This window comes from Variovorax sp. UC74_104 (assembly GCF_044055375.1).
GTDB lineage: Bacteria > Pseudomonadota > Gammaproteobacteria > Burkholderiales > Burkholderiaceae_C > Variovorax.
On the sequence record NZ_CP171978.1, the window covers coordinates 6,111,096 to 6,133,248 of the forward strand.

A 22,153-nucleotide genomic window follows, 5' to 3' on the forward strand; every position below is an offset into this window, starting at 1 on the left:
GGGAACGCGATGCAGTGAAGATAGGCCACGGCGCAGGTATCCACCAGTGCCAAAAGTCATGGGAAGCGCAGAAGACGACGTCTACGCATCGCTTCTGGCGTCAAAAATAATACAAATGAATTCAACTGCAGACTAGCCAACCGAGGCCGGCGCCAGCTATCTGGCGACCGTGAGCCCGGCCATCGCCAGCAGCAGCTGGTCGGCCACCACCGGCTTGAAGAGCACGGGCACCTGCGACTCGCGCACGCGCTGCAGCCGGTCGGGCGAGGTCTCGCCGGTGATGAGCAACAGCGGCATCGCCGCGCCGCCGGACTGGCTCAGGCGCAGGCCGGCATCGAGCCCGTCGACGCCGTCGGCCAGCCGGTAGTCGCACATCAGCAGGTCGAAGGGCCGGCCTTCGCGCGCGGCGTGGCGCAGCGCTGCACCGGCGGCGGCCTCGCTGGCCACGGCATGGGCGTCGATGGAATGGGAGCGCAGCAGGCCCATCATGGCCTCGCGGATCTCCAGTTCGTCGTCAAGCAGCAGCACGCGGCCGGGCAGTGCCAGCGCCGACGCGCTGCGCTCATCGGCGGCGCTCGCCTCGGCCAAGGAGGCGGGCGGCAGTCCGGCCGGCGCCCGCTCGAGGGTGCTCGCGATGGGAACCACCACGCGGAAATGCGTGCCCCGCCCCGGACGCGAGTGCATCTGCACCGGGTGGCCCAGCAGCCGCGACAGCCGCTGCACGATCGACAGCCCGATGCCCAGCCCCCGCGAGCGGTCGCGGCCCGGATTGTTGATCTGGTAGAACTCCTCGAAGATCCGCCCCGACTGCTCCGGCGGAATGCCGATGCCGGTGTCGCGCACCTCGATCCACACCGACTCGCCGCGCTCGCGCGCCGTCACGGTCACGCCGCCGCGCATGGTGTACTTGAGCGCGTTGTCTATCAGGTTCGACAGCATGCGGTGCAGCAGCTGCGGATCGCTGTGCACCCACAGGCCGCTGGCCCGCACGCGCAGTTGAAGCTCCTTCTGCTCGGCGCGCGCGGCGAAGGTGTGGTTGAGCGGCAGGAACAGCGCGTCGAGCTGCACCGGCTGGGGCGCGGGCGTAATGACGCCGGCGTCCAGGCGCGACACGTCGAGCATGGTGTCGAGCGAGGCGCCCAACGCATTCACCGCGCGCATCAGCCGCTCGGCGTTGCGGCCTTCGGGGCGGTCGCGCAGTTCGTTCTCGAGGGCGGCGCCGAAGAGCGCTATGGCGTGCAGCGGCTGGCGCAGGTCGTGGCTGGCGGTGCCGAGGAAGCGGGTCTTTTCCTCGCTCGCGCGCTCGGTGGCGGCGATCTGCTCGCCGAGCCGTGCGGCCAGCGCCTCGTTCTCGAAGCGCAGCATCAGCGATTCGGTCAGCAGCTTGTGCTGGCCGATGCCCGCGTACAGAGTCAGCAGCAGGTAGGCCGCACCGGCGGCCGCCAGGAACAGGTGCAGCCCGTCGCCCTGCCAGGCCAGCGCGGTGATCATGCCCAGCGACATCGGCATGGTGTAGCCGAAGAGCGCCGGCTTCAGCGGCCACAGCGACTGCGCCGCCCGCGCGCAACTGCCGACGATCACCGCCATCAGCAGCGAGGTCATCGGCAGGTTGTTGTGCGGCACGATGAGCCAGGGCACCACCGCCGTGACCATGCTCACAAGCGTGACCACGCGCGAGATCTTGCGCGCCCAGTAGGCGCTTTCGCGCACGGGCCGCGACGGGGTCCAGCGCGGCGTGAAGAACACGTAGATGTCTGCCATCAGCAGGCCGGCGAGCCAGAACAGCAGGCTCGGGTCCTTCAGCTGCGAATAGATGATGCTGCCGAACACGACCACGAAGGCCATGTGCGTCAGCGTCGAGACGCTGTAGGTGCTGTAGACCGAGGCGACGTGCTCGCGCAGCACCCGCTGGCCGAGTTCGTGGTCGGCGACGGGGTTGCTCGGCGCGGCGGGCTGCACGCTCAATGCAGGGTGCTGATCAACTGGGCGCGCGAACGCATGCCGAACAGCAGCAGGATGGTCGAGACATGGTTCTTCACCGTGCCTTCGCTCAGGTTCGCGAGCTGGGCGATTTCCTTGTTGGCCTTGCCTTCGAGCACCCATTGCAGCACCTGCATCTGCCGCGGCGTGAGCTCCTGCCATGCGCTGGCGTGGGCGAATTCGGCATAGCCGGTGAGCGCCCTGGGCACGGGCTGGGTCGGCGCAGCCTGTTGCGGCTGCGACGACGCGTCGGCGCCGCCGTCGAGCAGGCCGCAGGCGCGGATGAAGCTCACGACCTCCTTCAGGTCGGCCGATTTCGGCAGGAAGGCGGCTGCGCCGAGCGCGAGCACGCCCTGCGCCAGCGTGCTGTTGCCCGTGCCGGAGAGCACGACGATCCGCGCGTCGGGAAAGCGCATCCGGAACTCGGCCAGGCCGCTCAGGCCGTGGGTGTCGGGCAGCGCCAGGTCGAGCAGCACGAGGCCGATGGAAGCCTGGTGCGCTTCGTAGAGCCTGAGCGCATCGGCGACGTTGCTGGCCTCAAAGACTTCGATCTTGGCACCCGACGGGCTCGCCTGGGCCTGGACCAGGGCGCAGACGCCGAGGCGCAACAGGTCGTGGTCGTCCACGACGAGAATCGACCGAGGTGCGCGGACGGCCGTACCGGTCTGCGTGACCGGCGACCGGGAGGCGGGTGGAGAGTCGAAGGGAGGCACCTGGCGATCTTAGCGATGTAACCTTCTGGTGACAGTGTAGAAAGTCACGCCAAGCTCCGTGGCTGTAGTGCTTTATGCTACTTATTTAATAGCAATTTCACATGGCATCCGTGCTTGCCATCGGGCTTCTCTGTCGGCACCATGGAAAGTCCCGCCGCATCGCACGGCGTCCACGGAGACCTGCCATGACGCACACCGCCGCCGCCCCTCTGGAATCGAGCGACCGCAAGGTCGACCGGCTGCTCGCCCACTACGAGGAGAGTCACCGCAATCCGACCAACGAGCTGATCCATTTTGTGGCCATCCCGGCCATCATGCTGAGCATCGTCGGGCTGCTGTTCGCGATCCATCCCTGGGTGGCCTACGCCTTCGTGGCCGCCAGCCTCGTCTACTACGTGCTGCTGCGCGCCCCGGCCTTCCTGGTGGCCATGCTCGTCCTGACCGCCCTGGCGCTGGTGCTGGTGCACGCGATGGGGGGACTTGTATTGCCGGTTTCCGCCGCTATCTTTGTAGTGGCCTGGATCTTCCAGTTCGTGGGCCACAAGATCGAGGGCAAGAAGCCGTCGTTCTTCGAAGACATTCAATATCTCTGGGTCGGTCCCCTGTTCGTCTTGTCCAAGCTCTTCCTAAGACTTGACATCCGCTGGTAGCCTTTGGCTATTCCAGCGATAGAAATTCAAGGGAACCCTTGGATTAGCACTCCCTCTAACCGAGTGCTAATATGGCCAACACAAAGGAGTTCCCCCTGATGACAACGCTGTCTGGAGTCTCTGCCAACCAGCTGGCCGTCGCCAACCCGTGGTCGATGGTTCCCCCGCTGGGCAACCTGGACGCCTATATTTCGGCCGCCAACCGCCTGCCGATGCTCACTCTTGAAGAAGAGCAGGGCTACGCACGCAAGCTGCGCGACCACAACGATCTCGAAGCCGCCGGCGCGCTCGTGTTGTCGCACCTGCGCCTCGTGGTCTCCATTTCCCGCCAGTACCTGGGCTACGGGCTGCCGCACGGCGACCTGATCCAGGAAGGCAACGTCGGTCTCATGAAGGCCGTGAAGCGCTTCGACCCCGACCAGGGCGTGCGGCTCGTGAGCTACGCCATGCACTGGATCAAGGCCGAAATCCACGAGTACATCCTGAAGAACTGGCGCATGGTCAAGGTCGCCACGACCAAGGCCCAGCGCAAGCTGTTCTTCAACCTGCGCTCGATGAAGCAGGGCTTCAAGGCCGACTCGGCCATTGCCGACACCGGCACGCACCGTGAAACGCTGAGCCCCGACGAGGTTTCGCAGATGGCGACCCGCCTGAACGTGAAGCCCGAGGAAGTGCTCGAGATGGAAACCCGCCTCTCGGGCGGCGACGTGATGCTCGATCCGGGTCCGACGGACGACGGCGACGAAGCCTTCGGCCCGATCGCCTACCTGGCCGACGCCTCGCAGGAACCGACCGCCCTGCTCGAATCGCAGCAGCGCGACCGCCTGTCGAGCGACGGCATCGCGACCGCGCTCGAGGCACTGGACGACCGCAGCCGCCGCATCGTCGAAGAGCGCTGGCTCAAGGTCAACGACGACGGTTCGGGCGGCATGACGCTGCACGACCTGGCTGCCGTGTACGGCGTGAGCGCCGAGCGCATCCGCCAGATCGAAGTGGCGGCCATGAAGAAGATGAAGAAGGCGCTCGCGGAATACGCGTAAGCCTTTCCTTCTTCCCTTCTGCCCATCACGAACGAAGCCCGGCACCGCCGGGCTTTTTTCATTTCGAGAGCGTTCGCAGCGCCCGCTTCGCGATGTAGCGGGTTTCGGCCGCGTCCGACTCCGCCAGCCACCGCGCGCAGAGCTTGTCGACCCACTCGGGCTGGCTCTTGCTCGCGTCATTGAGCCAGTTCGCCACCGAGTTCTGCACGTAGCGGCTGGTGTCGGCGCGCAGCGGCTCGAGCAGCGGAAGCGCGCGCCAGGGCTCGGCCTTGAGCGCCTCGATCTGCGCACACCACACGCCGCGCGGCCGCGTGAGTTCGCTGGCGAAGCGGCGGATGTTGGGGTCGGCATCGAGCACCCAGGGCTGCAGCAGCACGATCGCTTCGTCGAGCGACCCGACCACCGCATCGCGCACAGCCATCCACGCGATCTCGCGCACGCCGAAGTGCGGGTCGGCGGCAAAGCGCCGCACCGACTCCAGCTGCGCCGCCAGCGGCAAGCCCGAGAGCGTGACCCACTGCGCCGCCCAGCAGCGCGCCACGTCGCTCGCATGCGTGGCCAGCCGGTGCGCGACGGCATCGCGCTCGCCGTGCAGCGCGGCCAGGTCGTAGAGCGCGCGTGCGATGTGACCGTGCCGCTGCATCGGCTTGAAGGCGCCCAGCATCGCGATCGTGTCGGCCAGCCGCTCGCTCTCGCCATCGACCCCGATGTGTCCCGCCACGCTGCGCGCCAGCCGGGGCAGCTCGAGCGCGAGGAACTCGTTGAGGTTGACGGTTTCGATCAGCCCGTCGTTGAGGGCATCGAGCACCTCGGGCGGAATCAGCGCGATGCGGAAGGCGCCCTTGCGCCCTTTCAGGTGCCCGAGCGGATCGATGGCGGACATCAGGCGGCGACCCCCTTCAGGAAGCCAGCAGCGTCTTCAGGTCGGACACCATCGGCGCCACGCCCGCGCCATAGCGCGCGTAGAGCCGCAGCCGGCCCTGCGTGTCGTAGACGTAGCTGGCGGCAGAGTGGTCCATCGAGTAGCTGGTCGGCGTCTTGCCGTCGACCTTCTTGTAGTAGACCTTGTAGTCCTTCGCGACGGCTGCCAGTTGGTCGGCCGTGGGAATCAGCGCGACGAAGCTCGGGTCGAACGCGCCCATGTAGGCCTTGAGCACCTCGGCCGTGTCGCGCGCCGGGTCGACGGTGATGAACAGCACCTGCAGCTTGTCGCCGTCCTTGCCGAGCTGCTGTTTGACCTGCGCCATCTCGGTCATGGTGGTCGGGCAGACGTCGGGGCACTGCGCGTAGCCGAAGAACAGCACGACCAGCTTGCCCTTGAAGTCGGCCAGCGTGCGGACCTTGCCGTCGGCGTCCTTCAGCGAGAAGTCCTTGGCGTAGTCGGCACCGGTGATGTCGACGGCATTGAAGCTCTGCTTGGTCTCGCTGCAGGCCGCGAGGCCCAGGCCGAGGGCGGCGCCGGCGCCCACCCAGCCGGCGCCGGCGGCCATCAGTCGAAGAGCGTTGCGCTTGTTCATGGAAACGAGGTCAGTGAATGTAGTGATCGACCAGCAGCGCAAGGAACAGCACGCTCAGGTGGATCAGCGAGAAGCGGAAGGTCTTGCGCGCCAGCGCGTCGGAATAGCTGCGCCACAGCGCGAAGGCATAGCCCGTGAAGCCGACGCTCACCGCCACGGCCACCGCAAGGTAGAGCCAGCCGCTCATGCCGTAGATGAAGGGCATCAGGCAGGCCGCGAACAGGATGAAGGTGTAGAGCAGCACCTGCAGCCGCGTGAACTCGTTGCCGTGCGTGACGGGCAGCATCGGCAGCCCGGCCTTGCGGTAGTCCTCGACGCGGTAGAGCGCCAGCGCCCAGAAGTGCGGCGGCGTCCACAGGAAGATGATGAGAAAGAGGATCCAAGCCCCCGGATCGAGGCTGCCCGTCATCGCGGCCCAGCCCAGCACCGGCGGCATCGCGCCCGAGGCACCGCCGATCACGATGTTCTGCGGCGTGAGCGGCTTGAGGATCACGGTGTAGATCACCGCATAGCCCACGAAGGTGGCGAAGGTCAGCCACATGGTGAGCGGGTTGACCATGAACCACAGCAGCGCGGAGCCCGCCGCGCACAGCAGCGCCGAGAAAACCAGGGTCTGCCTGTCGCTGAGCTCGCCGCGCGCGGTGGGGCGCCAGGCGGTGCGCTTCATCTTCGCGTCGATGCCCTTCTCGACGAGGCAGTTGAACGCCGCAGCCGCGCCGGCCACCAGCCAGATGCCGATGCAGGCCACCGCCGCGAGCTTCACCTCGCCCCACGACGGCAGCCCCGGAATGGCCAGCACCATCCCGATCAGCGCGCAGAACACGATCAGCTGCACCACGCGCGGCTTGGTCAGCGCGTAGAACTGGCGCAGCACGTTGGTGCTGGCGGTTTGCTGAACGGAAATCGGGGTGCTCACGCGGCGGCCTTCCTCTGACTCTGACTGTTGTTGTGACCTGCCGTATTTTCACCGGCATGCGCAGGCTGCGCTGCCGGGGCGCGCCGGCTCTCGCACAGCGCCCAGGTGAGCACCACGGCGAGCGCCGCGGCACCGCCGGTGTGAAGCACGGCCGCGGCCAGTGGCCAGCCCAGCAGCACGTTGCCCAGCCCGGTGGCAAGCTGGAGCAGCGCCAGGCCCGCGAGCCATCGGGCCTGCGGGCGCAGCGCCTCGATGCGGCGCATGCGCCAGGCCAGCACACCGAGCGCGACGAACACCGCATAGGCCATCAGCCGATGCGCATAGTGGATGGCGGTGAGCGCCGAGAAATCGAGCGGCTGGCCTTCGCCGGTCACGCCCAGATGGCGCCAGATCTCGAAGCCCTGCGCGAAGTTCATGGGCGGCCACCAGCTGTCCTGGCAGGTCGGGAACTGCGTGCAGGCCAGCACCGCATAGTTGGTGCTGACCCAGCCGCCCAGCGCGATCTGAAGCACGAGCAGCACCGAGGTCGCGATGAGGCCGTTGCGCAGCGCGGGCGACACGGGAGTGGGCAGCCGGTCGGCGGCGGCCTGCCGGTAGCGCACTGCCTGGATGCACAGCAGCGCCAGCAGCACCACGGCGCCGAGCAGATGCAGCGTGACGATGGCGGGGAAGAGCTTCCAGGTCACGGTGAGCGCGCCGAACGCACCCTGCAGGCACACCCACACCAGCGTGAAGGCGGGCCACCAGGCGCTCAGCGTGGCATGGTGCCCGGCAGCCTCCGCAGGCGGAATACGGCTCTGCCGGCGTCGCACGATCCAGGTGGCGACCGCGAGCGTGAGGATCAGCACGCCGACGCCGGTGGCCAGGTAGCGGTGGACCATCTCGACCCAGGCCTTGCTGTGCGTCACAGGCCCTGTCGGCTGGGCCGACTGCGCCATCGCGATCTCGTGGCGCGCGCCGTGCGGGCTGGCGTTGCCGTAGCAGCCCGGCCAGTCGGGGCAGCCGAGGCCCGAATCGGTGAGCCGCGTGAAGGCGCCGAACAGCGTGAGGTCGAAGGTGAGGAACAGCGTGAGCACCGTCAGCGCATGCAGCCGCCGCGCCGGGCCGCTGCCCGCATTGCGGCGCCAGACCCACACCAGCGGCCCGAGCGCGATCAGCATGCCGACTGCCATGAGCCAGGCGATGGGCGTCAGATCGTAGAGAGAACTCGTGGCGTCCATGCTGCGTTGCGTATCTCTTCAGCGGCCCGGTTCGTCCCACGACGCCGAGGCGCGCAGCAAGCGGTCGAGGTCGCGCTTGGCGCGGCTGGCGCCGGCGGCGTCCATGCGGGCGGGAAAACGCATCATCCAGTTGCCCATGGGATCGACCACGTACAGATGCTCGGTCAGCGAGTGGCCCTGCGCGGGCGCGAGCCACTTCGCCAGCTGCTCGGCGGGCACGCGCAGCACGGTCGCGCCGTGCAGGCCGTTGTTCAGGCGCTCCGGCACGGGAGCGGCGTCGCTTACGAGCCAGACGCGGTCCATGCGGTCCTTCTCGCGGCCCAGGCTCTCGCGCAGCTGGCGCGCCAGGTAGAGCTGCTGCTCGCACAGCGTGTCGCAAGCTGCATCGGCCACCGTCACCAGCAGCCACTGGCCCTTGAGCGTGGCGAGATCGACCGGCGCGCCGCCGCGGTCGGTGGCGACGAGCTTCGGCAGTTCGCGCTGCGGATCGATCAGCTCGCCGTAGACGCTGCGCCCCTCGGGCCGGATCACGTAGTAAGTGAAGTACGAGGCGATGACGGGCGAGGCGCACATCAGCATCACCGCGATCATCTTCCAGCGTCCGACGGCCGTGCGCCGGCCCTCCGCACCGTCGAGCGCCTGGTTGGGCGACGGCATCGAATGCACCGTCAGGCCCAGCGGCTCGTCAGAAGCGGCCATCGCGTGCGCGGCGCCTTGCGCGGCGGAGGGGCGTGATGAATTGGAACCAGACATAGAGGATGACGACGAGGGCCGACAGGCCGAACCACTGGAATGCGTAACCGTAGTGCCTCTCGAGACCCAGCGCCGGCGCCGGCCAATCGCGCTGCAGGCCCTCGGAAGCCGGCCCGGCCTGCTGCAATGACACGTCGGTGCGCAACGGCAGCTTGGTCTCGGCACGGAAGGCCTCGAGGTCGAGATTCTGCCGGATGGGCGAATACCCTTCGGCGACCGGTGCCGCAGCGGCCGGGGCTGCCGCAGCGGAAGCGGCTTCGGCAGGCGCGGAGGCCGCCGGCGCGGGCACCTGCGCGGCGGCGGCGGAGCCCAGCTCCAGCAGATGGCTGGGCGGCGGCTCGATCAGGCCCGTGACCTCGACGATGCCGGCCGGCGTCTCGACCGCGCCCAGCTTCGAGCGGTCGACGAAATTGCGCTGGATCCAGCCGCGCTGGACCATCACGGTCTGTTCGGTGCCTTCGAGGGCGAAGGGCGTCAGCACGTAGAAGCCCGGTACGCCGTGCATCTGGCGGTTGTCGAGGTACACGGTCTGCGGCGTGAGCCACAGGCCTCGCAGCCGCACCGCGCGGTGCATGGCGTCGGAAGCCTTGCCGAGCGCGAGGAACTCCGCCTGGGTCAGCGGCGGCTTCAGCTTCTCGGCGTCGATGCTGGCCTGCAGCGCTTCTTTCTGCGCAGCGCGCGAGAGCTGCCAGCGGCCGAGGGAAACGGTGGCCGACACGGTCAGCGCGGCGGCGATGGTGAGCACCCAGAAGCGGCCTCGCCGGAGGCGCTTCTCGGGATACAGGGGTTCTGGGGTCACTGGAGGGAACGGGGCGCGCGGCCGATAATGCGGTTCATGAAATACTTCGTCGCCCTGGTGTTCGTGGGCATCTTCGCGAGCCTCGCGTTTGCCCTGTACTTCATGCTGAAGGACGGGCGCAACGGGCGCGCCAAGAGCGGCGGCATGGCGCGCGCGCTCACCGTTCGGATCGGCCTCTCGGTGTTTTTGTTCCTCTGCATGCTGCTCGCCTGGAAGTTCGGATACATCCAGCCAACCGGGCTCCCGCTCGGCAAGTAGATGGTGTTCGTGCCAGGAGAACCAAGAAAAAGGCGCCTTTCGGCGCCTTTTTCTTGTCATGCCGCGAGGTTCTTCGCTCAAAGCCAATAGACCAGCAGATAGAGGCCGAGCCAGACGACGTCCACGAAGTGCCAGTACCAGGCCGCGCCCTCGAAGCCGAAGTGTCGCTCGGGCGTGAAGTGGCCCTTGCGCAGGCGCAGCGTGATGAACAGCAGCATCAGCATGCCGATGAACACGTGCAGGCCGTGGAAGCCGGTCAGCATGAAGAAGGTGGAGCCGTAGGTGCCCGAGCTGAGCTTGAGGTTCAGTTCGGTGTACAGGTGGTGATATTCGTAGCCCTGCACGCCCAGGAAGATCACGCCCAGCAGCACGGTGAGCCACATGAAGCGGATGGTCTGCGCACGGTGCCCAGCGCGCAGCGCATGGTGGGCGATGGTCAGCGTGACGCCCGAGCTCAGCAGCAGCGCGGTGTTGATCGTGGGCAGCCAGAACGGGCCGACGGTCTGGAAGGGCTCGACGATGCCGGCCGGCGAGGCGGTGGCACCGGCGGCGACGCTGGGCCACACGGCCTTGAAGTCGGGCCACAGCAGCGCGTTGTCCAGGCTGCCGAGCGAAGGCAGCGCATGGGTGCGAGCCCACCACAGCGCGGTGAAGAACGCACCGAAGAACATCACTTCGGAGAAGATGAACCAGCTCATGCTCCAGCGGAACGAGAGGTCCACCTTGTGGCCGTACTGGCCGCTCTCGCTCTCGCCGATGGCGGCGCGGAACCATACGAAGAGCGTGCCGAGCCAGATCACCATGCCGGCCAGCAGCGACCAGGCGCCCCACGCATGCCCGTTGATCCATTGCGCGGCACCCAGGATCACGAAGAACAGGCCGATCGCGGCCGAGACCGGATAGGACGAAGGTCCGGGCACGAAGTAGTAGGGCGTGGTTCCGTGGGTGGTTGAACTCATTTCTTCAGCTCCTGGCTTTCTTTCTTCTCTCGATTCAATGGATTCTGCTTGTCGCGGAAGGCTTCTTTTCCGTCAGGCCCCGGCCGACGCGACCACATGGCGCACCAGCAGCACCAGCGCGACCACGAAGACGACCACCGCCACGAACGCCACCGCGATGATGTGCAGCGGGTTCAGCTTGCGCAGGTCGTCCTGGTAGGCGCTGTTCTTGCGCACGCCGAAGAACGACCAGCCCACCGCCTTCACCGTGTCCCACAGCGAAGCCTTCGGCCGGTTCGACGGATCGGTCACGAGCGCGGCTCATTCGCGGAGCTGGTAACGGCGGCCACCGGGGCCGCGGGCGTCTTGCCGCCCACCTCGAAGAAGGTGTACGACAGCGTGATGGTCTTCACGTCCTTGGAAATCTTCGGGTCGATCACGAACGCGACCGGCCACTGCTTCTTCTCGCCCGGATCGAGCGTGTACTGGTTGAAGCAGAAGCATTCGAGCTTGTTGAAGTACGGCGCGGCCTGCTGCGGCGCGTAGCTCGGAATGGCCTGAGCCGCCATGCGGCGGTTCTGCACGTTCTGGAACTCGTACATCACTGTGTTGAGCTCGCCGGGGTGCACCTGGATGGTCCGCTCCGCGGGCTTGAAGTCCCACAGGCCGCCGCGCACGTTGGAATCGAACTCGACCGTGATGGTGCGGGTCTTGTCGACCTGCGTGTTGTCGGGCACGCGCACGTTCTTGCCGCCGCTCGCGCCGCCGGGCACCTCGAGCTCGGACAGCGCGAGGATGTTGATGCCGGTCATCTCGCAGATCGCGCGGTACATCGGCACCAGCGCGTAGCCGAAGGCGAACATGCCGCAGGCCACGACGGCCAGCTTGCCGACCATGCGGACGTTGGCGCGGCGGATGCGAGGACCGAGGCTCATGCGCGTGTGCTCCCGTTCGTTGCCTGCTCGAATGCCCGGTCAGCGGCCGCTGAACCAGACCATGCGGACGATGAAGCCGATGAAGAACACCACGGCGATGGAGGCCAGCGTGAGCCCCATGCGGCGGTTGTTCCTTTTCTGCTCGGGCGTCATCGTGCTGCGTAGGCTGACAGTGCGTTCAACCGATCACCTTGGTGGCGGTCGCGTCGAGCTTGGGCGGGTTCTCGAAGGTGTGGAACGGTGCCGGCGACGGCACTTCCCATTCGAGGCCTTCGGCAGCTTCCCACGGCTTCTGGGCAGCCTTCTCGCCCTTGCCGCGCATCGTGGGCAGCACGATGAACAGGAAGAAATACAACTGGGCGAAACCGAAGAAGAAGGCACCGACAGACGCGACGGCGTTGAAGTCGGCGAACTGCATCGGGTAGTCGGCGTAGCGTCGCGGCATGCCGGCCAGGCCCAGGAAGTGCATCGGGAAGAAGGTCACGTTGAACGAGATCAGCGACCACCAGAAGTGCACCTTGCCGCGCGTCTCGTTGTACATCACGCCGGTCCACTTCGGAGCCCAGTAGTAGAAGCCCGAGAACATGGCGAACAGCGAGCCGGCCACCAGCACGTAGTGGAAGTGGGCCACCACGTAGTAGGTGTCCTGCAGCTGCGTGTCGATGGGGGCGACGGCCAGGATCAGGCCGGTGAAGCCGCCCATGGTGAACACGAAGATGAAGCCGACCGCGAACAGCATGGGCGTCTCGAAGGTCATCGAGCCCTGCCACATGGTGGCGATCCAGTTGAAGATCTTCACGGCCGTGGGCACGGCGATCAGCATCGTCGCGTACATGAAGAACAGCTGGCCGGTCAGCGGCATGCCGGTCGTGAACATGTGGTGCGCCCACACGATGAACGACAGGATGGCGATCGACGAGGTGGCGTACACCATCGAGGCATAGCCGAAGAGCTTCTTGCGGGCGAAGGCCGGCACCACCTGGCTGATGATGCCGAAGGCCGGCAGGATCATGATGTAGACCTCGGGGTGGCCGAAGAACCAGAAGATGTGCTGATACATCACCGGGTCGCCGCCGCCGGCGGGGTTGAAGAAGCTGGTGCCGAAGTGGCGGTCGGTCAGCGTCATGGTGATGGCGCCTGCAAGCACGGGCATCACGGCGATCAGCAGGTAGGCGGTGATGAGCCAGGTCCAGCAGAACATCGGCATCTTCATCAGCGTCATGCCGGGGGCGCGCATGTTGAGGATGGTCACGATGATGTTGATCGAGCCCATGATCGACGAGGCGCCCATGATGTGCATCGCGAAGATGCCGGCGTCCATCGAGGGGCCCATCTGCAGCGTGAGCGGCGCGTACAGCGTCCAGCCTGCTGCAGGCGCGCCGCCGGGCATGAAGAACGAGCCCACCAGCATCAGCGCCGCCGGGATCAGCAGCCAGAAGCTGAAGTTGTTCATGCGCGCGAACGCCATGTCGGAGGCGCCCACCTGCAGCGGGATCATCCAGTTCGCGAAGCCCACGAAGGCCGGCATGATCGCGCCGAACACCATGATCAGGCCGTGCATGGTGGTGAACTGGTTGAAGAGTTCGGGGTTCACCAGCTGCAGCCCGGGCTGGAACAGCTCGGCGCGGATCAGCAGCGCGAGCACGCCGCCCACCATCAGCATCGTGAAGCTGAACAGCAGGTAGAGCGTGCCGATGTCCTTGTGGTTGGTGGCGAACACCCAGCGGCGCCAGCCGGTGGGCGCGTGGTGGTCGTGATGATCGTCGTGTGCGTGATCGCCGTGGGCTGCGTGACCGTGGGGGTCGAGAACTGCGCTCATTTCGTGGTTCCTTGCAATTTCTTCGTCGCGGTGCGCTCGCGCATCACTTGGCGCGCAGGGCCAGCACTTCGGCCGGCTGCACCAGCTGGCCCGTCTTGTTCGACCAGCTGTTCTTGGTGTACGTGGCCACGGCCGCGAGGTCGGTATCGCTCAGTTGCTTCCAGGAGGGCATCGCGCCGTTGTTCTGCCCGTTGAGCAGCACCGTCAGCTGGATCTTGTGGTCGGCGTCGGTCACCTTGGCGGAGCCGTCGAGCGGCTTGATCGGGCCGGCACCCTTGCCGTTGGCCTGGTGGCAGGCCGCGCAGTTGGCGGCATAGACCTTCTCGCCGCGCGCGAGCATGTCGGGCAGGGTCCAGACCTTGGTCGGGTCGTCGAGCTTGGCGGCGGCTTCCTTGCGCTTGGCGGCGACCCAGGTCGTGTAGTCGGCGGCCGAGACCACCTTCACGTGGATCGGCATGTAGGCGTGCTCCTTGCCGCACAGCTCCTGGCACTGGCCGTAGTAGTCGCCCACGGTCTCGGCGCGGAACCAGGTGTCGCGCACGAAGCCGGGAATGGCGTCCTGCTTGAGGCCCAGCTGCGGCACGGCGAAGGCGTGGATCACGTCGTTCGCGGTGGTGATGATGCGGACCTTCTTGTTGACCGGCACCACCAGCGGGTTGTCGACCTTGAGCAGGTAGTCGTCGGGCATCTGGCCCTTGGCGCCGGCGTCGGACATGGCGCGCTGCGAGCTGTCGAGCGTGGAGATGAAGGCCAGGCCCTCGCCTTCGCCGTTCAGGTAGTCGTAGCCCCACTTCCACTGGTAGCCCGTGGTCTTGATCGTGAGGTCGGCGTTGGTCGTGTCCTTCTGGGCCACCAGCACCTTGGTGGCGGGCAGCGCCATGACGATGACAATGAGGAAGGGCACGATGGTCCAGATGACCTCGACCACCACCGATTCATGGAAGTTGGCGGCCTTGTGGCCCACCGACTTGCGGTGCTTCCAGATGGAATAGAACATCACCGCGAACACGCCGACGAAGATGACCGTGCACAGGATCATCATGATCGTATGGAGCAGATGCTGCTCCTGAGCGATCTTGGTCACGCCTACCGGAAGATTCAACTGGCGCACCGAGGGGCCGCCGGGGAGATCGTTGACTGCGTGCGCCGCGCTGCTGAAAGCCGCGCCGGCCGCCAGCAACAGATTCGCCGGCCTGTACTTATTGCGCCAAATGCTCTTCATCGTGTTCACGTTTCTTCAATTTTTCGACAACCAACCGTGCAGCACTGCGCGAGCCCCCTCAGGCGCCGCGTAACGCCATTCGAATCTCGCGGGCCAAGGCCGCACGCAACTCCGGGCGTACATAGCGCCCCACCCTGACCGATCGACCCTGCCCCGAGACCTCGATCAGCGAGCGATCGCCGGTCTGGGGTTCGATCCGCACCTGGTGCGGAAGAAATTCCGTGCGCTCGTAATGCCCGCCGTTCTCGAGCTCCACGACGAGCCGTCCCTCCTGCAGCGCGATCTTTTCGCCGTCGGTCGCATGCCGTGCATAGACCATGAACGCAAACCCGACGGCGGCCAGTTCGAGCCAGGCAAAAGGCAGCACCATGGGCGCACCGTGCAGCCAGAACAGGGTGCCGATGCCGAGCGATACCACGCACAGCGAGGCGTAGAGCCAGCCCAGCTGGCTCGGCGTCACCGAGCAGTTGCGCTTCAGGAACCAGTGGATGCTCTGGCCTGAAACGGTGGCAAATCGAAACACGGAATTCGACACGGGCGAGTTCAGCAAATCGGTGCGTCGACGGTCGCCAAACCCCTCGTACAAACAGGATTCGACACCCCTCGATCGCGGGACAATACCCGCGAGTTTCACGCAACGGCGGATTGTAGCGGGTAGATACCAGCGCCCGAGTGCCCTGTGGGACGCCTACGGGTCACTACTAGTAGGCAAGAAACGCCCTGTGCGACAGGCGTTTTCGCCGAGTCGCCGGCAAGCGATCAGGCGCCCGGTCGGCCCCGTTGCAGCATCGATCGCATCTCGCGCAGCGACACCGCGCTTTCGGCCGCGAGCGACACGCGCGGCACCGGCTTGAACGCGTGACCGTAGACGACTTCGAAGGTCAGCGCGATGCGGCCACCGCCGTCCTCGGCCGGCGCCAGTTCGGGCAGCGCCTTCTTCAGCTCCTGCAGCCAGCCCTTGCCGCGCAATGCGGGAAAGCGCGCCGGATGCAGGTTGCGGCCCAGCGTGCGCAGCTCCGCGAGAGCGGCCTCGGGCGTGGCCCAGGTCAGCACGATGCGCTCCATGTCCATCACCGGCTCGGCGAAGCCGGCGTGCACCAGCATGTCGCCCCAGTCGTGCATGTCGGTGTACTCGTGGCCCGCGGCGGGCCAGCCCATGCGGGCATGCAGCGCACGCAGCTCGCGCACGGTGTCGGGGCCGAGGCAGGAGAACATGAGGAAGCCGTCGGTCGCCACCAGCTTGTGCCAGTGCGCGATCAACGCCTCGGGGTCGGCCGCCATGTGCAGCGACATGTTGGCCCAGAGCAGGTCGACGCCGTCTTCGGGCGGTGCCTCGAAGCGCGCCTTGCCGGCCTGCCAGCGCCGCGCGCTCCACCACGGCGCGGCCAGCACCTGGCCGGTGGCCGCGGCGAGCGCGCTCTCGGGTTCGATCACGTAGGAAGCCGCGTCCTTGTAGCGGCGCGCGACGAGTTCATGCGCCTCGAGCCCGCTGCGCAGCGGCGCCCAGTCGGCCCAGCTGCGGGGCTGGGCCTTGATCCATTGCAGCCTGTCTTCCATGCGGCGGCCGATTTCCTCGTGCAGCCAGGGAGAGGCGCCGTCGGCGGGCGCGAGCCGGCGCCAGCGGGCGGCCGCCGTGGCATCGATGGTCGGCGGTCGTCTTGAGGGGTCGGTGGCCATGGGGCCGTGAGTATATTGAGGCGATGCTCAGCCACCGGGCCATGTGGCCTTTCCCGCCTTCTGGGCCTGCCGGCCTCTTCACCTCGCTGCTCGCGCGGCTGCCCAGCCAGTGCGCGATCTGCCGCGCCTGGCCTTCGCGCCCCGTGTGCGATGCCTGCGTGGCCCGCTTCGCAACCCCCGCTCCTCGCTGCGGCGGCTGCGCCCTGCGCTTGCCCGAAGGCGTCGACCGCTGCGGCGAGTGCGTGAAGAACCCGCCGCCGCTGGATGCCTGCCTCGCGGCCTGCACCTACGCGTGGCCCTGGCCGGAGGCCATCGCGGCCTTCAAGTTCCGCGGCGAGGCCGGCTGGGCCGGGCCCTTCGCCACGCTCTTGCGCAGCGCGCCCTGGGTGGAGCCGGCCCTCGAAGCCGGCGACGTCGTGCTGCCGATGCCGCTCGCGCCCGGCCGGCTGCGCGAACGCGGCTTCAACCAGGCACACGAGCTGGCGCGGCGGCTTGCGCCATCGAAGACCGACGCCACCCTGCTCCTGCGCACGCGCGAGACGCCGGCCCAGAGCGGCCTGTCGCGCGCCGGCCGGCTGCGCAACCTGCACGGCGTCTTCGCGGTGGAGCCGCTGCGCGCCGACGAACTGCGCGGCCGCCGCCTCGTGCTGATCGACGACGTGATGACCAGCGGAGCCTCGCTGTTCGCCGCCGCCGCGGTGCTGCGGCGGGCCGGCGCCGCGCACATCACAGCCATCGTGCTGGCCCGGACCGATCCGCCTCGCTGAGCCGGTTGCGCCGGCCCGCCGACAATCGGCGCATGTTCAATATCGTCCTGGTCCACCCCGAAATCCCGCCGAACACCGGCAACGTGATCCGGCTCGCGGCCAACACCGGCTGCAAGCTGCACCTTGTCGAGCCACTGGGCTTTTCGATGGACGACCGCCTGCTGCGCCGTGCCGGCCTCGACTACCACGAGTACGCCGAAGTGAAGCGCCATGCCGACTGGCAGGCCCTGCTCGCGGCCGAGCAGCCCGCCGCCGACCGCATGTTCGCGCTCACCACGCGCGGTTCGCGCCCGGTGCACGAAGTGCGCTTCCAGCCCGGCGACTGGCTGGTGTTCGGCTCGGAAACCAGCGGCCTGCCGCCAGCGCTGCGCGACGGATTTCCCGAGTCGCAGCGGCTGCGGCTGCCGATGCGCGAGGGCCAGCGCAGCCTGAATCTCTCGAACGCGGTGGCGGTGACGGTGTTCGAGGCCTGGCGGCAGAACGGCTTCGCCTGAGGCGGTGGCCGCCCCTTCCGGCAACAGGGACAGGACACATCCATTCGGCGAATCGCGTCGTATGGAAGACATGCCGGCCGCAAGCCAGTCCGGCATTCATCCCGTCCACCCTGTACCAAGGAGCCCCGCCATGAACGCCAAGCCGATCGCTCTCGCCGCCCTCGCAACGCTCGCCTTCGCAGGCAGCGCGCAGGCCTTCCAGGGAGAGCAGAACCCGCTGCCGCCCGCTCCCTTCCAGTCGACGCTGTCCCGCGCGCAGGTGCAGGCCGACGCGCGCCAGCCGCTTCGCATCGGCAATGGCGGCACCGGCGCGATGCAGGCCAGGAGCGGCGACATCGACCGCGACGCGGTGCGCGCCAGCGCACGGAGCATCACCCGCCAGGGCGCAGCCACCTACGGCGAAGTCACCGACCGCAGGATGTAAGAAGAAAGAAAAAGAAGGAAGAAGGCCGCGGCCGCCGCTTCAGCGGTAGCGGCGCACCACCGACTCGGCCACGCAGGCCGGCTTGGCAGCGCCTTCGAGCTCGATGGTGGTTTCCCAGGTCATCTGGAAACCGTCATCGGCAATGGGCTCCGCCGTCAGCAGCTTCATGCGCGCGCGCAGGCGCTTGCCCACCGGCACCGGCGACATGAAGCGCACCTTGTTCAGGCCGTAGTTCACGCCCATGCGCGACTCCACCACGTCGAGCGCCGTCTCGTAGAAGCGCGGCAGCAGCGACAGCGTGAGAAAGCCGTGCGCGATCGGCCCGCCGAAAGGGCCGGCCTTGGCCCGCTCGATGTCGACGTGAATCCACTGGTGGTCGCCCGTCGCCTCGGCGAACTGGTTGACCTGCTCCTGCGTGATGGCGATCCAGTCGCTCACGGCGACTTCCTGGCCGACGCAGGCGGCGAGATCCTGAAGGGTCTGGAATGTCTTCTTGGTCATGCGGGGCATTCTGGCGTCTGGGGTCGCCGTGCGGCTGTCGGCCTCGCGACATTCGGCGTCAGGGTAAACCGGGAGCCGCCGCGCGGCTCAGGCATCGAGCCATTCGCAGATCGGCTGCCACTGCTCCAGGTCGCGCTGCACGCGCCCGGGCGCGATGTCGAACAGCGTGAGCCCGCGCGCGGCGAGCTGCACGTAGTTCTGCGTGTCGCGCAGCTCGCCGATCACCGGCACGCCCAGCCCCGCGATGAACTCGTGCAGCCGGTCGGCCGCCAGCGTGCGGGCGTTCACGCGCATGCCGACCAGGCCGATCTTCGTCTTCTCGGCGCGGCGGTTCTCCTGCAGCCGGTCGAGGAAGTCGCGCGTCGCGTAGATGTCGAAGATGCTGGGCTGCAGCGGCACGATCACTCGGTCGGCCAGCGCCAGCACTTCCTTGAAGCGCCAGCCGTGCAGGCCGGCGGGGGTGTCGAGCACCGCGTGCGTGGTGCCGCGCGGCGGGCGCACCACGGTGCTCTCGCCGGTGGCTTCCCAGGTGGAGATGGTCCGGGTCATCGGCGGGCGCAGGCCCAGCCAGAGCCGGGAGGATTGCTGGCGGTCCACGTCGCCCAGCATCACGGCATGGCCGCGGCTTGCGAAGTAGCCCGCGACGTTCGTCGCGATCGTCGACTTGCCCACGCCTCCCTTGGGATTGGCGACCAGAACCACCGGCATAGATGCACTCCTCCAGAACGGCAATAGCGGGGATGTTAGTCGCTGGCGCGTTTTTGCCCGGCGAAACGCCCGCCAGCGTGCTCTTGAGATATGTTCGCGGGATGACGACAACAACATCCACGGGAACTCCCGCCGAGCGCACCGACGGCGGCTCCGGCGGCATCTACGTGCTGGCCGCCCACCCCCACTGGCGCGACTCGCGCGTCAACCGCCGCATGCTCGCCGCCGCGCGCGCCGTACCCGGCGTCGACGTCAACGACCTCTATGGCACCTACCCCGACTTCGCCATCGACGTCGAGGCCGAGCAGGCCCGGCTCGCCAGGGCCAGCCTGGTGGTGCTGGTGCATCCGATCCACTGGTACTCGATGCCCGCGCTGCAGAAGCTCTGGGTCGACGACGTGCTCGCCTACGGCTGGGCCTACGGCCCCGGCGGCACCGCCCTGCAGGGCAAGGACCTCTGGCTGGTCGCCACCACCGGCAGCCCCGAGGCCAGCTACCACCCGCAGAACTACCACCGCTATTTCTTCGACGCCTTCCTGCCGCCCTACGAGCAGACCGCCGCGCTGTGCGGCATGCGCTTTTTGCCGCCGATGATCTTCTACGGCGCGCGCAGCGCCGGCGAGGCGGCGGTGAAGGCGCACGTCGAGACCTTCGCCCAACGCCTGGGCAGCTACCCCGACTGGCCCGAGATCGAGGAGATCGACGCCTGCGTCGCCTGCCCCGTGCCCGAGAGCGACCGGCCGGCCGACAGCGACGAGGTCGGCAAGGTGGTCTCCGACGCATTCCGCGCGGCGATGGCCCACGGGCTAGCCAGCACCATAGCCTCCACCACATCCACCGCATCCACTGACGGCGGCAACGGGAAGGCGGCCTGAATGGAACACGCACCCGCCTGGCTGACCAACAGCCTGATCTACCTGAGCGCCGCCGTGCTGGTGGTGCCGCTGTCGAAGGCCCTGGGCCTGGGCTCGATCATCGGCTACCTCGTGGCCGGCATCGCCATCGGGCCCTGGGGGCTGGGGCTGGTCTCCAGCGTCGAGGACGTGCTGCACTTCGCCGAGTTCGGCGTGGTGCTGATGCTCTTCCTCGTGGGCCTGGAGCTCGAACCCAAGCGCCTGTGGAATCTGCGCCGACCCATCTTCGGCTGGGGCACGGCGCAGGTGCTGAGTTGCGCCGCCGTGCTGTTCGCGGTCGGCTGCGCCGTGGGCGCCAGCTGGCGCGTGTCGCTGGTGGCCGCGCTGGGCCTGGCACTGTCGTCCACCGCCATCGCGCTGCAGGTGTTCGGCGAGCGCAACCTGCTGAAGACGCCCAGCGGGCAGGCCGGCTTCTCGATCCTGCTGTTCCAGGACGTGGCGGCCATCCCGATCCTCGCGCTGCTGCCGCTGCTGGCCGGCGCCACCGCGGCCGAGCAGTCGATTACCGGGCTGGAGCGCGCGCTCGAAGCAGCCAAGATCATCGGCGTGATCGGCGGCATCATCCTCGGCGGCCGGCTGCTGCTGCGCCCCATCCTGCGCTGGATCGCGCGCAGCGACACGCCCGAGATCTTCACCGCCGCCGCCTTGCTGCTGGTGGTGGCCATCGCGGCGCTGATGCAGCTGGTGGGCCTGTCGATGGCGCTGGGCGCCTTCCTCGCCGGCGTGCTGCTGGCCGAGAGCGAATACCGGCGCGAGCTCGAGACCGACATCGAGCCCTTCAAGGGCCTGCTGCTGGGCCTGTTCTTCATCGCGGTGGGCATGTCGATCAACTTCGGCGTGCTGATGGCGAGCCCGTGGATCATGGCGATGCTGGTGGTCGGCTTCGTGGCCATCAAGCTGGTGGTGATCTACGCGCTCGCCAAGGCGATGGGCATCGCCTACCAGGAGCGGCCGGTGTTCACGCTGCTGCTCGCGCAGGGCGGCGAGTTCGCCTTCGTGGTGTTCCAGGCGGCGGGCCCCGACGTGCTGCCGCCCGAGGTCACCTCGCTGCTGATCGGCGCGGTGGCGCTGTCAATGCTGCTGTCGCCGCTTCTGCTGGTGCTGCTCGACAGGTTCGTGCTGCCGCGCTACAGCCGCAACACGGGCACGAAGCTGGAAGAAATTTCGGAGCAGCAGGACGCCAAGGTGCTGATCTGCGGCTTCGGCCGCTACGGCCAGATCGTCGGGCGCATGCTGATGTCGCAAGGCCTGCGCGTGACGGTGCTCGACCACGACGCCGACACCGTCGAAGGCCTGCGGCAGTTCGGCTTTCGCGTGTTCTACGGCGACGCGACCCGGCTCGACCTGCTGCGCACCGCGGGCGCGGGCACGGCCAAGGTGATCGTGGTGGCGGTGGACGACATCGAGCAGTCGCTGGAGATCGTCGACCTGGTGAAGGAGAACTTCCCGCAGGCCCGCATCATCGCCAGGGCGCGAAACGTGACGCACCTGTTCCAGCTGCGCGACCGCGGCGTGACGGAGGTGGAGCGCGAGGTGTTCGAGTCTTCGCTGCGCAGCGCGCGCGCCACCCTGGAGGCGCTGGGCTGGCCGGCGCACGAGGCGCGCGAATCGGCCATGCGCTTCCGTCGCCGGAATATCGAACTCAGCAACGAGATCTACCCGCACTACAAGGATCGCGCCAAGCTGATCGCGGCCAACAAGGCGGGCCGCCAGCAGTTCGAGGAACAGATGGCGCGCGAGCGCGAGGAGCGGCAGCGCCGGCTGGGGCGCGACTGGGAAAAGCTCGACGACGACGAGGAAACCGCGCCGAAGGAAGAGGCGGACGCATGACGGCCCGCCCCCGCGCCGTCAGGCCGCCAGCTTCAGCAGCCTGACCGCGTTGCCCTTGAGGATGCCGGGCATCACCTC

General features: G+C 67.7%; 26 protein-coding genes. 8 read left to right on the forward strand and 18 right to left on the reverse strand.

Going from position 1 to position 22,153, the window contains the following annotated elements; all coding sequences use genetic code 11:
- Window positions 1–156: 156 nt before the first annotated feature.
- Both ACHMXA_RS28865 and ACHMXA_RS28870 read right to left on the reverse strand, forming a co-directional pair.
- Window positions 157–1,965 carry an ATP-binding protein gene (locus tag ACHMXA_RS28865; protein ID WP_395317307.1) on the reverse strand — a complete coding sequence of 603 codons (1,809 nt, stop codon included), beginning with the start codon at window positions 1,963–1,965 and terminating at the stop codon, window positions 157–159.
- Entirely contained in the window at window positions 1,962–2,693 is a 732-nt protein-coding gene (locus ACHMXA_RS28870; protein ID WP_395317308.1) for a response regulator, read from the reverse strand. Before ACHMXA_RS28870 ends, ACHMXA_RS28865 begins: the two co-directional genes overlap by 4 nt.
- Window positions 2,694–2,878: 185 nt before the next feature.
- Here ACHMXA_RS28870 and ACHMXA_RS28875 point away from each other — a divergent pair, with 185 nt between their 5' ends.
- Together ACHMXA_RS28875 and rpoH are read left to right on the forward strand one after the other, a co-directional pair.
- Window positions 2,879–3,343: a DUF962 domain-containing protein gene (locus ACHMXA_RS28875; protein WP_395317309.1), complete on the forward strand. Its 465-nt coding sequence runs from the start codon at window positions 2,879–2,881 to the stop codon at window positions 3,341–3,343.
- A 98-nt stretch (window positions 3,344–3,441) separates the two neighbouring features.
- Entirely contained in the window at window positions 3,442–4,383 is a 942-nt protein-coding gene (gene rpoH / locus ACHMXA_RS28880) for an RNA polymerase sigma factor RpoH (protein ID WP_176663299.1), read from the forward strand.
- A 58-nt stretch (window positions 4,384–4,441) separates the two neighbouring features.
- On the opposite strand, the gene ACHMXA_RS28885 is transcribed toward rpoH, so the two are convergent.
- The 6 genes from ACHMXA_RS28885 to ACHMXA_RS28910 are packed head-to-tail and all read right to left on the reverse strand — an operon-like array spanning window position 4,442 to window position 9,588.
- On the reverse strand, window positions 4,442–5,266 hold the full coding sequence (locus tag ACHMXA_RS28885; protein ID WP_395317310.1) for a DNA alkylation repair protein: 825 nt from the start codon (window positions 5,264–5,266) through the stop codon (window positions 4,442–4,444).
- A 16-nt stretch (window positions 5,267–5,282) separates the two neighbouring features.
- A complete protein-coding gene (locus tag ACHMXA_RS28890) occupies window positions 5,283–5,900 on the reverse strand; it encodes an SCO family protein (protein ID WP_395317311.1) in 618 nt (205 codons plus the stop codon).
- 10 nt (window positions 5,901–5,910) lie between these two features.
- Window positions 5,911–6,816: a heme o synthase gene (gene cyoE / locus ACHMXA_RS28895; protein WP_176663302.1), complete on the reverse strand. Its 906-nt coding sequence runs from the start codon at window positions 6,814–6,816 to the stop codon at window positions 5,911–5,913.
- A complete protein-coding gene (locus ACHMXA_RS28900; RefSeq protein WP_395317312.1) occupies window positions 6,813–8,036 on the reverse strand; it encodes a heme A synthase in 1,224 nt (407 codons plus the stop codon). The genes cyoE and ACHMXA_RS28900 overlap by 4 nt, the downstream gene beginning before the upstream one ends.
- Before the next feature lie 18 nt (window positions 8,037–8,054).
- Window positions 8,055–8,735 (reverse strand): SCO family protein, encoded by a 681-nt coding sequence (locus tag ACHMXA_RS28905; protein ID WP_395317313.1) that lies wholly within the window; start codon window positions 8,733–8,735, stop codon window positions 8,055–8,057.
- Window positions 8,722–9,588 carry an SURF1 family protein gene (locus ACHMXA_RS28910; RefSeq protein WP_395317314.1) on the reverse strand — a complete coding sequence of 289 codons (867 nt, stop codon included), beginning with the start codon at window positions 9,586–9,588 and terminating at the stop codon, window positions 8,722–8,724. Before ACHMXA_RS28910 ends, ACHMXA_RS28905 begins: the two co-directional genes overlap by 14 nt.
- Window positions 9,589–9,615: 27 nt before the next feature.
- Between ACHMXA_RS28910 and ACHMXA_RS28915 the strand changes: the two genes are divergently transcribed.
- A complete protein-coding gene (locus ACHMXA_RS28915) occupies window positions 9,616–9,846 on the forward strand; it encodes a twin transmembrane helix small protein (RefSeq protein ID WP_176663306.1) in 231 nt (76 codons plus the stop codon).
- 77 nt (window positions 9,847–9,923) lie between these two features.
- Here the strand turns inward: ACHMXA_RS28915 and ACHMXA_RS28920 are convergent, their stop codons facing one another.
- The 8 genes from ACHMXA_RS28920 to ACHMXA_RS28955 form a co-directional block, all read right to left on the reverse strand.
- Window positions 9,924–10,805: a cytochrome c oxidase subunit 3 gene (locus ACHMXA_RS28920; protein ID WP_176663307.1), complete on the reverse strand. Its 882-nt coding sequence runs from the start codon at window positions 10,803–10,805 to the stop codon at window positions 9,924–9,926.
- A gap of 72 nt (window positions 10,806–10,877) precedes the next feature.
- On the reverse strand, window positions 10,878–11,096 hold the full coding sequence (locus ACHMXA_RS28925; RefSeq protein WP_176663308.1) for a DUF2970 domain-containing protein: 219 nt from the start codon (window positions 11,094–11,096) through the stop codon (window positions 10,878–10,880).
- A complete protein-coding gene (locus ACHMXA_RS28930; protein ID WP_176663309.1) occupies window positions 11,093–11,719 on the reverse strand; it encodes a cytochrome c oxidase assembly protein in 627 nt (208 codons plus the stop codon). The genes ACHMXA_RS28925 and ACHMXA_RS28930 overlap by 4 nt, the downstream gene beginning before the upstream one ends.
- Window positions 11,720–11,758: 39 nt before the next feature.
- Window positions 11,759–11,872, reverse strand: a complete 114-nt coding sequence (locus ACHMXA_RS28935; RefSeq protein ID WP_019656111.1) for a cytochrome oxidase small assembly protein — start codon at window positions 11,870–11,872, stop codon at window positions 11,759–11,761.
- A gap of 25 nt (window positions 11,873–11,897) precedes the next feature.
- Window positions 11,898–13,538: a cytochrome c oxidase subunit I gene (gene ctaD / locus ACHMXA_RS28940; protein ID WP_395317315.1), complete on the reverse strand. Its 1,641-nt coding sequence runs from the start codon at window positions 13,536–13,538 to the stop codon at window positions 11,898–11,900.
- A 43-nt stretch (window positions 13,539–13,581) separates the two neighbouring features.
- Window positions 13,582–14,760, reverse strand: coding sequence for a cytochrome c oxidase subunit II (coxB, locus tag ACHMXA_RS28945; protein ID WP_176663311.1), 1,179 nt, complete (start codon window positions 14,758–14,760; stop codon window positions 13,582–13,584).
- Between the two features lie 58 nt (window positions 14,761–14,818).
- Window positions 14,819–15,295: a DUF2244 domain-containing protein gene (locus ACHMXA_RS28950; RefSeq protein ID WP_126025562.1), complete on the reverse strand. Its 477-nt coding sequence runs from the start codon at window positions 15,293–15,295 to the stop codon at window positions 14,819–14,821.
- A 224-nt stretch (window positions 15,296–15,519) separates the two neighbouring features.
- A complete protein-coding gene (locus tag ACHMXA_RS28955; RefSeq protein ID WP_395317316.1) occupies window positions 15,520–16,437 on the reverse strand; it encodes a biotin synthase in 918 nt (305 codons plus the stop codon).
- A 41-nt stretch (window positions 16,438–16,478) separates the two neighbouring features.
- Between ACHMXA_RS28955 and ACHMXA_RS28960 the strand changes: the two genes are divergently transcribed.
- The 3 genes from ACHMXA_RS28960 (at window position 16,479) to ACHMXA_RS28970 (ending at window position 18,122) form a co-directional block, all read left to right on the forward strand.
- Window positions 16,479–17,204: a ComF family protein gene (locus tag ACHMXA_RS28960; protein WP_395317317.1), complete on the forward strand. Its 726-nt coding sequence runs from the start codon at window positions 16,479–16,481 to the stop codon at window positions 17,202–17,204.
- Between the two features lie 32 nt (window positions 17,205–17,236).
- Complete coding sequence (gene trmL / locus ACHMXA_RS28965) at window positions 17,237–17,698, forward strand: tRNA (uridine(34)/cytosine(34)/5-carboxymethylaminomethyluridine(34)-2'-O)-methyltransferase TrmL (protein WP_395317318.1); 462 nt, start codon at window positions 17,237–17,239, stop codon at window positions 17,696–17,698.
- Window positions 17,699–17,828: 130 nt separating this feature from the next.
- Window positions 17,829–18,122 (forward strand): DUF4148 domain-containing protein, encoded by a 294-nt coding sequence (locus ACHMXA_RS28970; protein WP_176663314.1) that lies wholly within the window; start codon window positions 17,829–17,831, stop codon window positions 18,120–18,122.
- Between the two features lie 39 nt (window positions 18,123–18,161).
- Here the strand turns inward: ACHMXA_RS28970 and ACHMXA_RS28975 are convergent, their stop codons facing one another.
- On the reverse strand, window positions 18,162–18,632 hold the full coding sequence (locus tag ACHMXA_RS28975) for a MaoC family dehydratase (RefSeq protein WP_093206665.1): 471 nt from the start codon (window positions 18,630–18,632) through the stop codon (window positions 18,162–18,164).
- A 78-nt stretch (window positions 18,633–18,710) separates the two neighbouring features.
- Complete coding sequence (locus ACHMXA_RS28980; RefSeq protein WP_395317319.1) at window positions 18,711–19,331, reverse strand: ParA family protein; 621 nt, start codon at window positions 19,329–19,331, stop codon at window positions 18,711–18,713.
- 101 nt (window positions 19,332–19,432) lie between these two features.
- Between ACHMXA_RS28980 and ACHMXA_RS28985 the strand changes: the two genes are divergently transcribed.
- Both ACHMXA_RS28985 and kefC read left to right on the forward strand, forming a co-directional pair.
- Window positions 19,433–20,206: an NAD(P)H-dependent oxidoreductase gene (locus tag ACHMXA_RS28985; RefSeq protein ID WP_395317320.1), complete on the forward strand. Its 774-nt coding sequence runs from the start codon at window positions 19,433–19,435 to the stop codon at window positions 20,204–20,206.
- Window positions 20,207–22,075, forward strand: a complete 1,869-nt coding sequence (gene kefC / locus ACHMXA_RS28990; protein WP_395317321.1) for a glutathione-regulated potassium-efflux system protein KefC — start codon at window positions 20,207–20,209, stop codon at window positions 22,073–22,075.
- The last annotated feature ends 78 nt before the right edge of the window (window positions 22,076–22,153 follow it).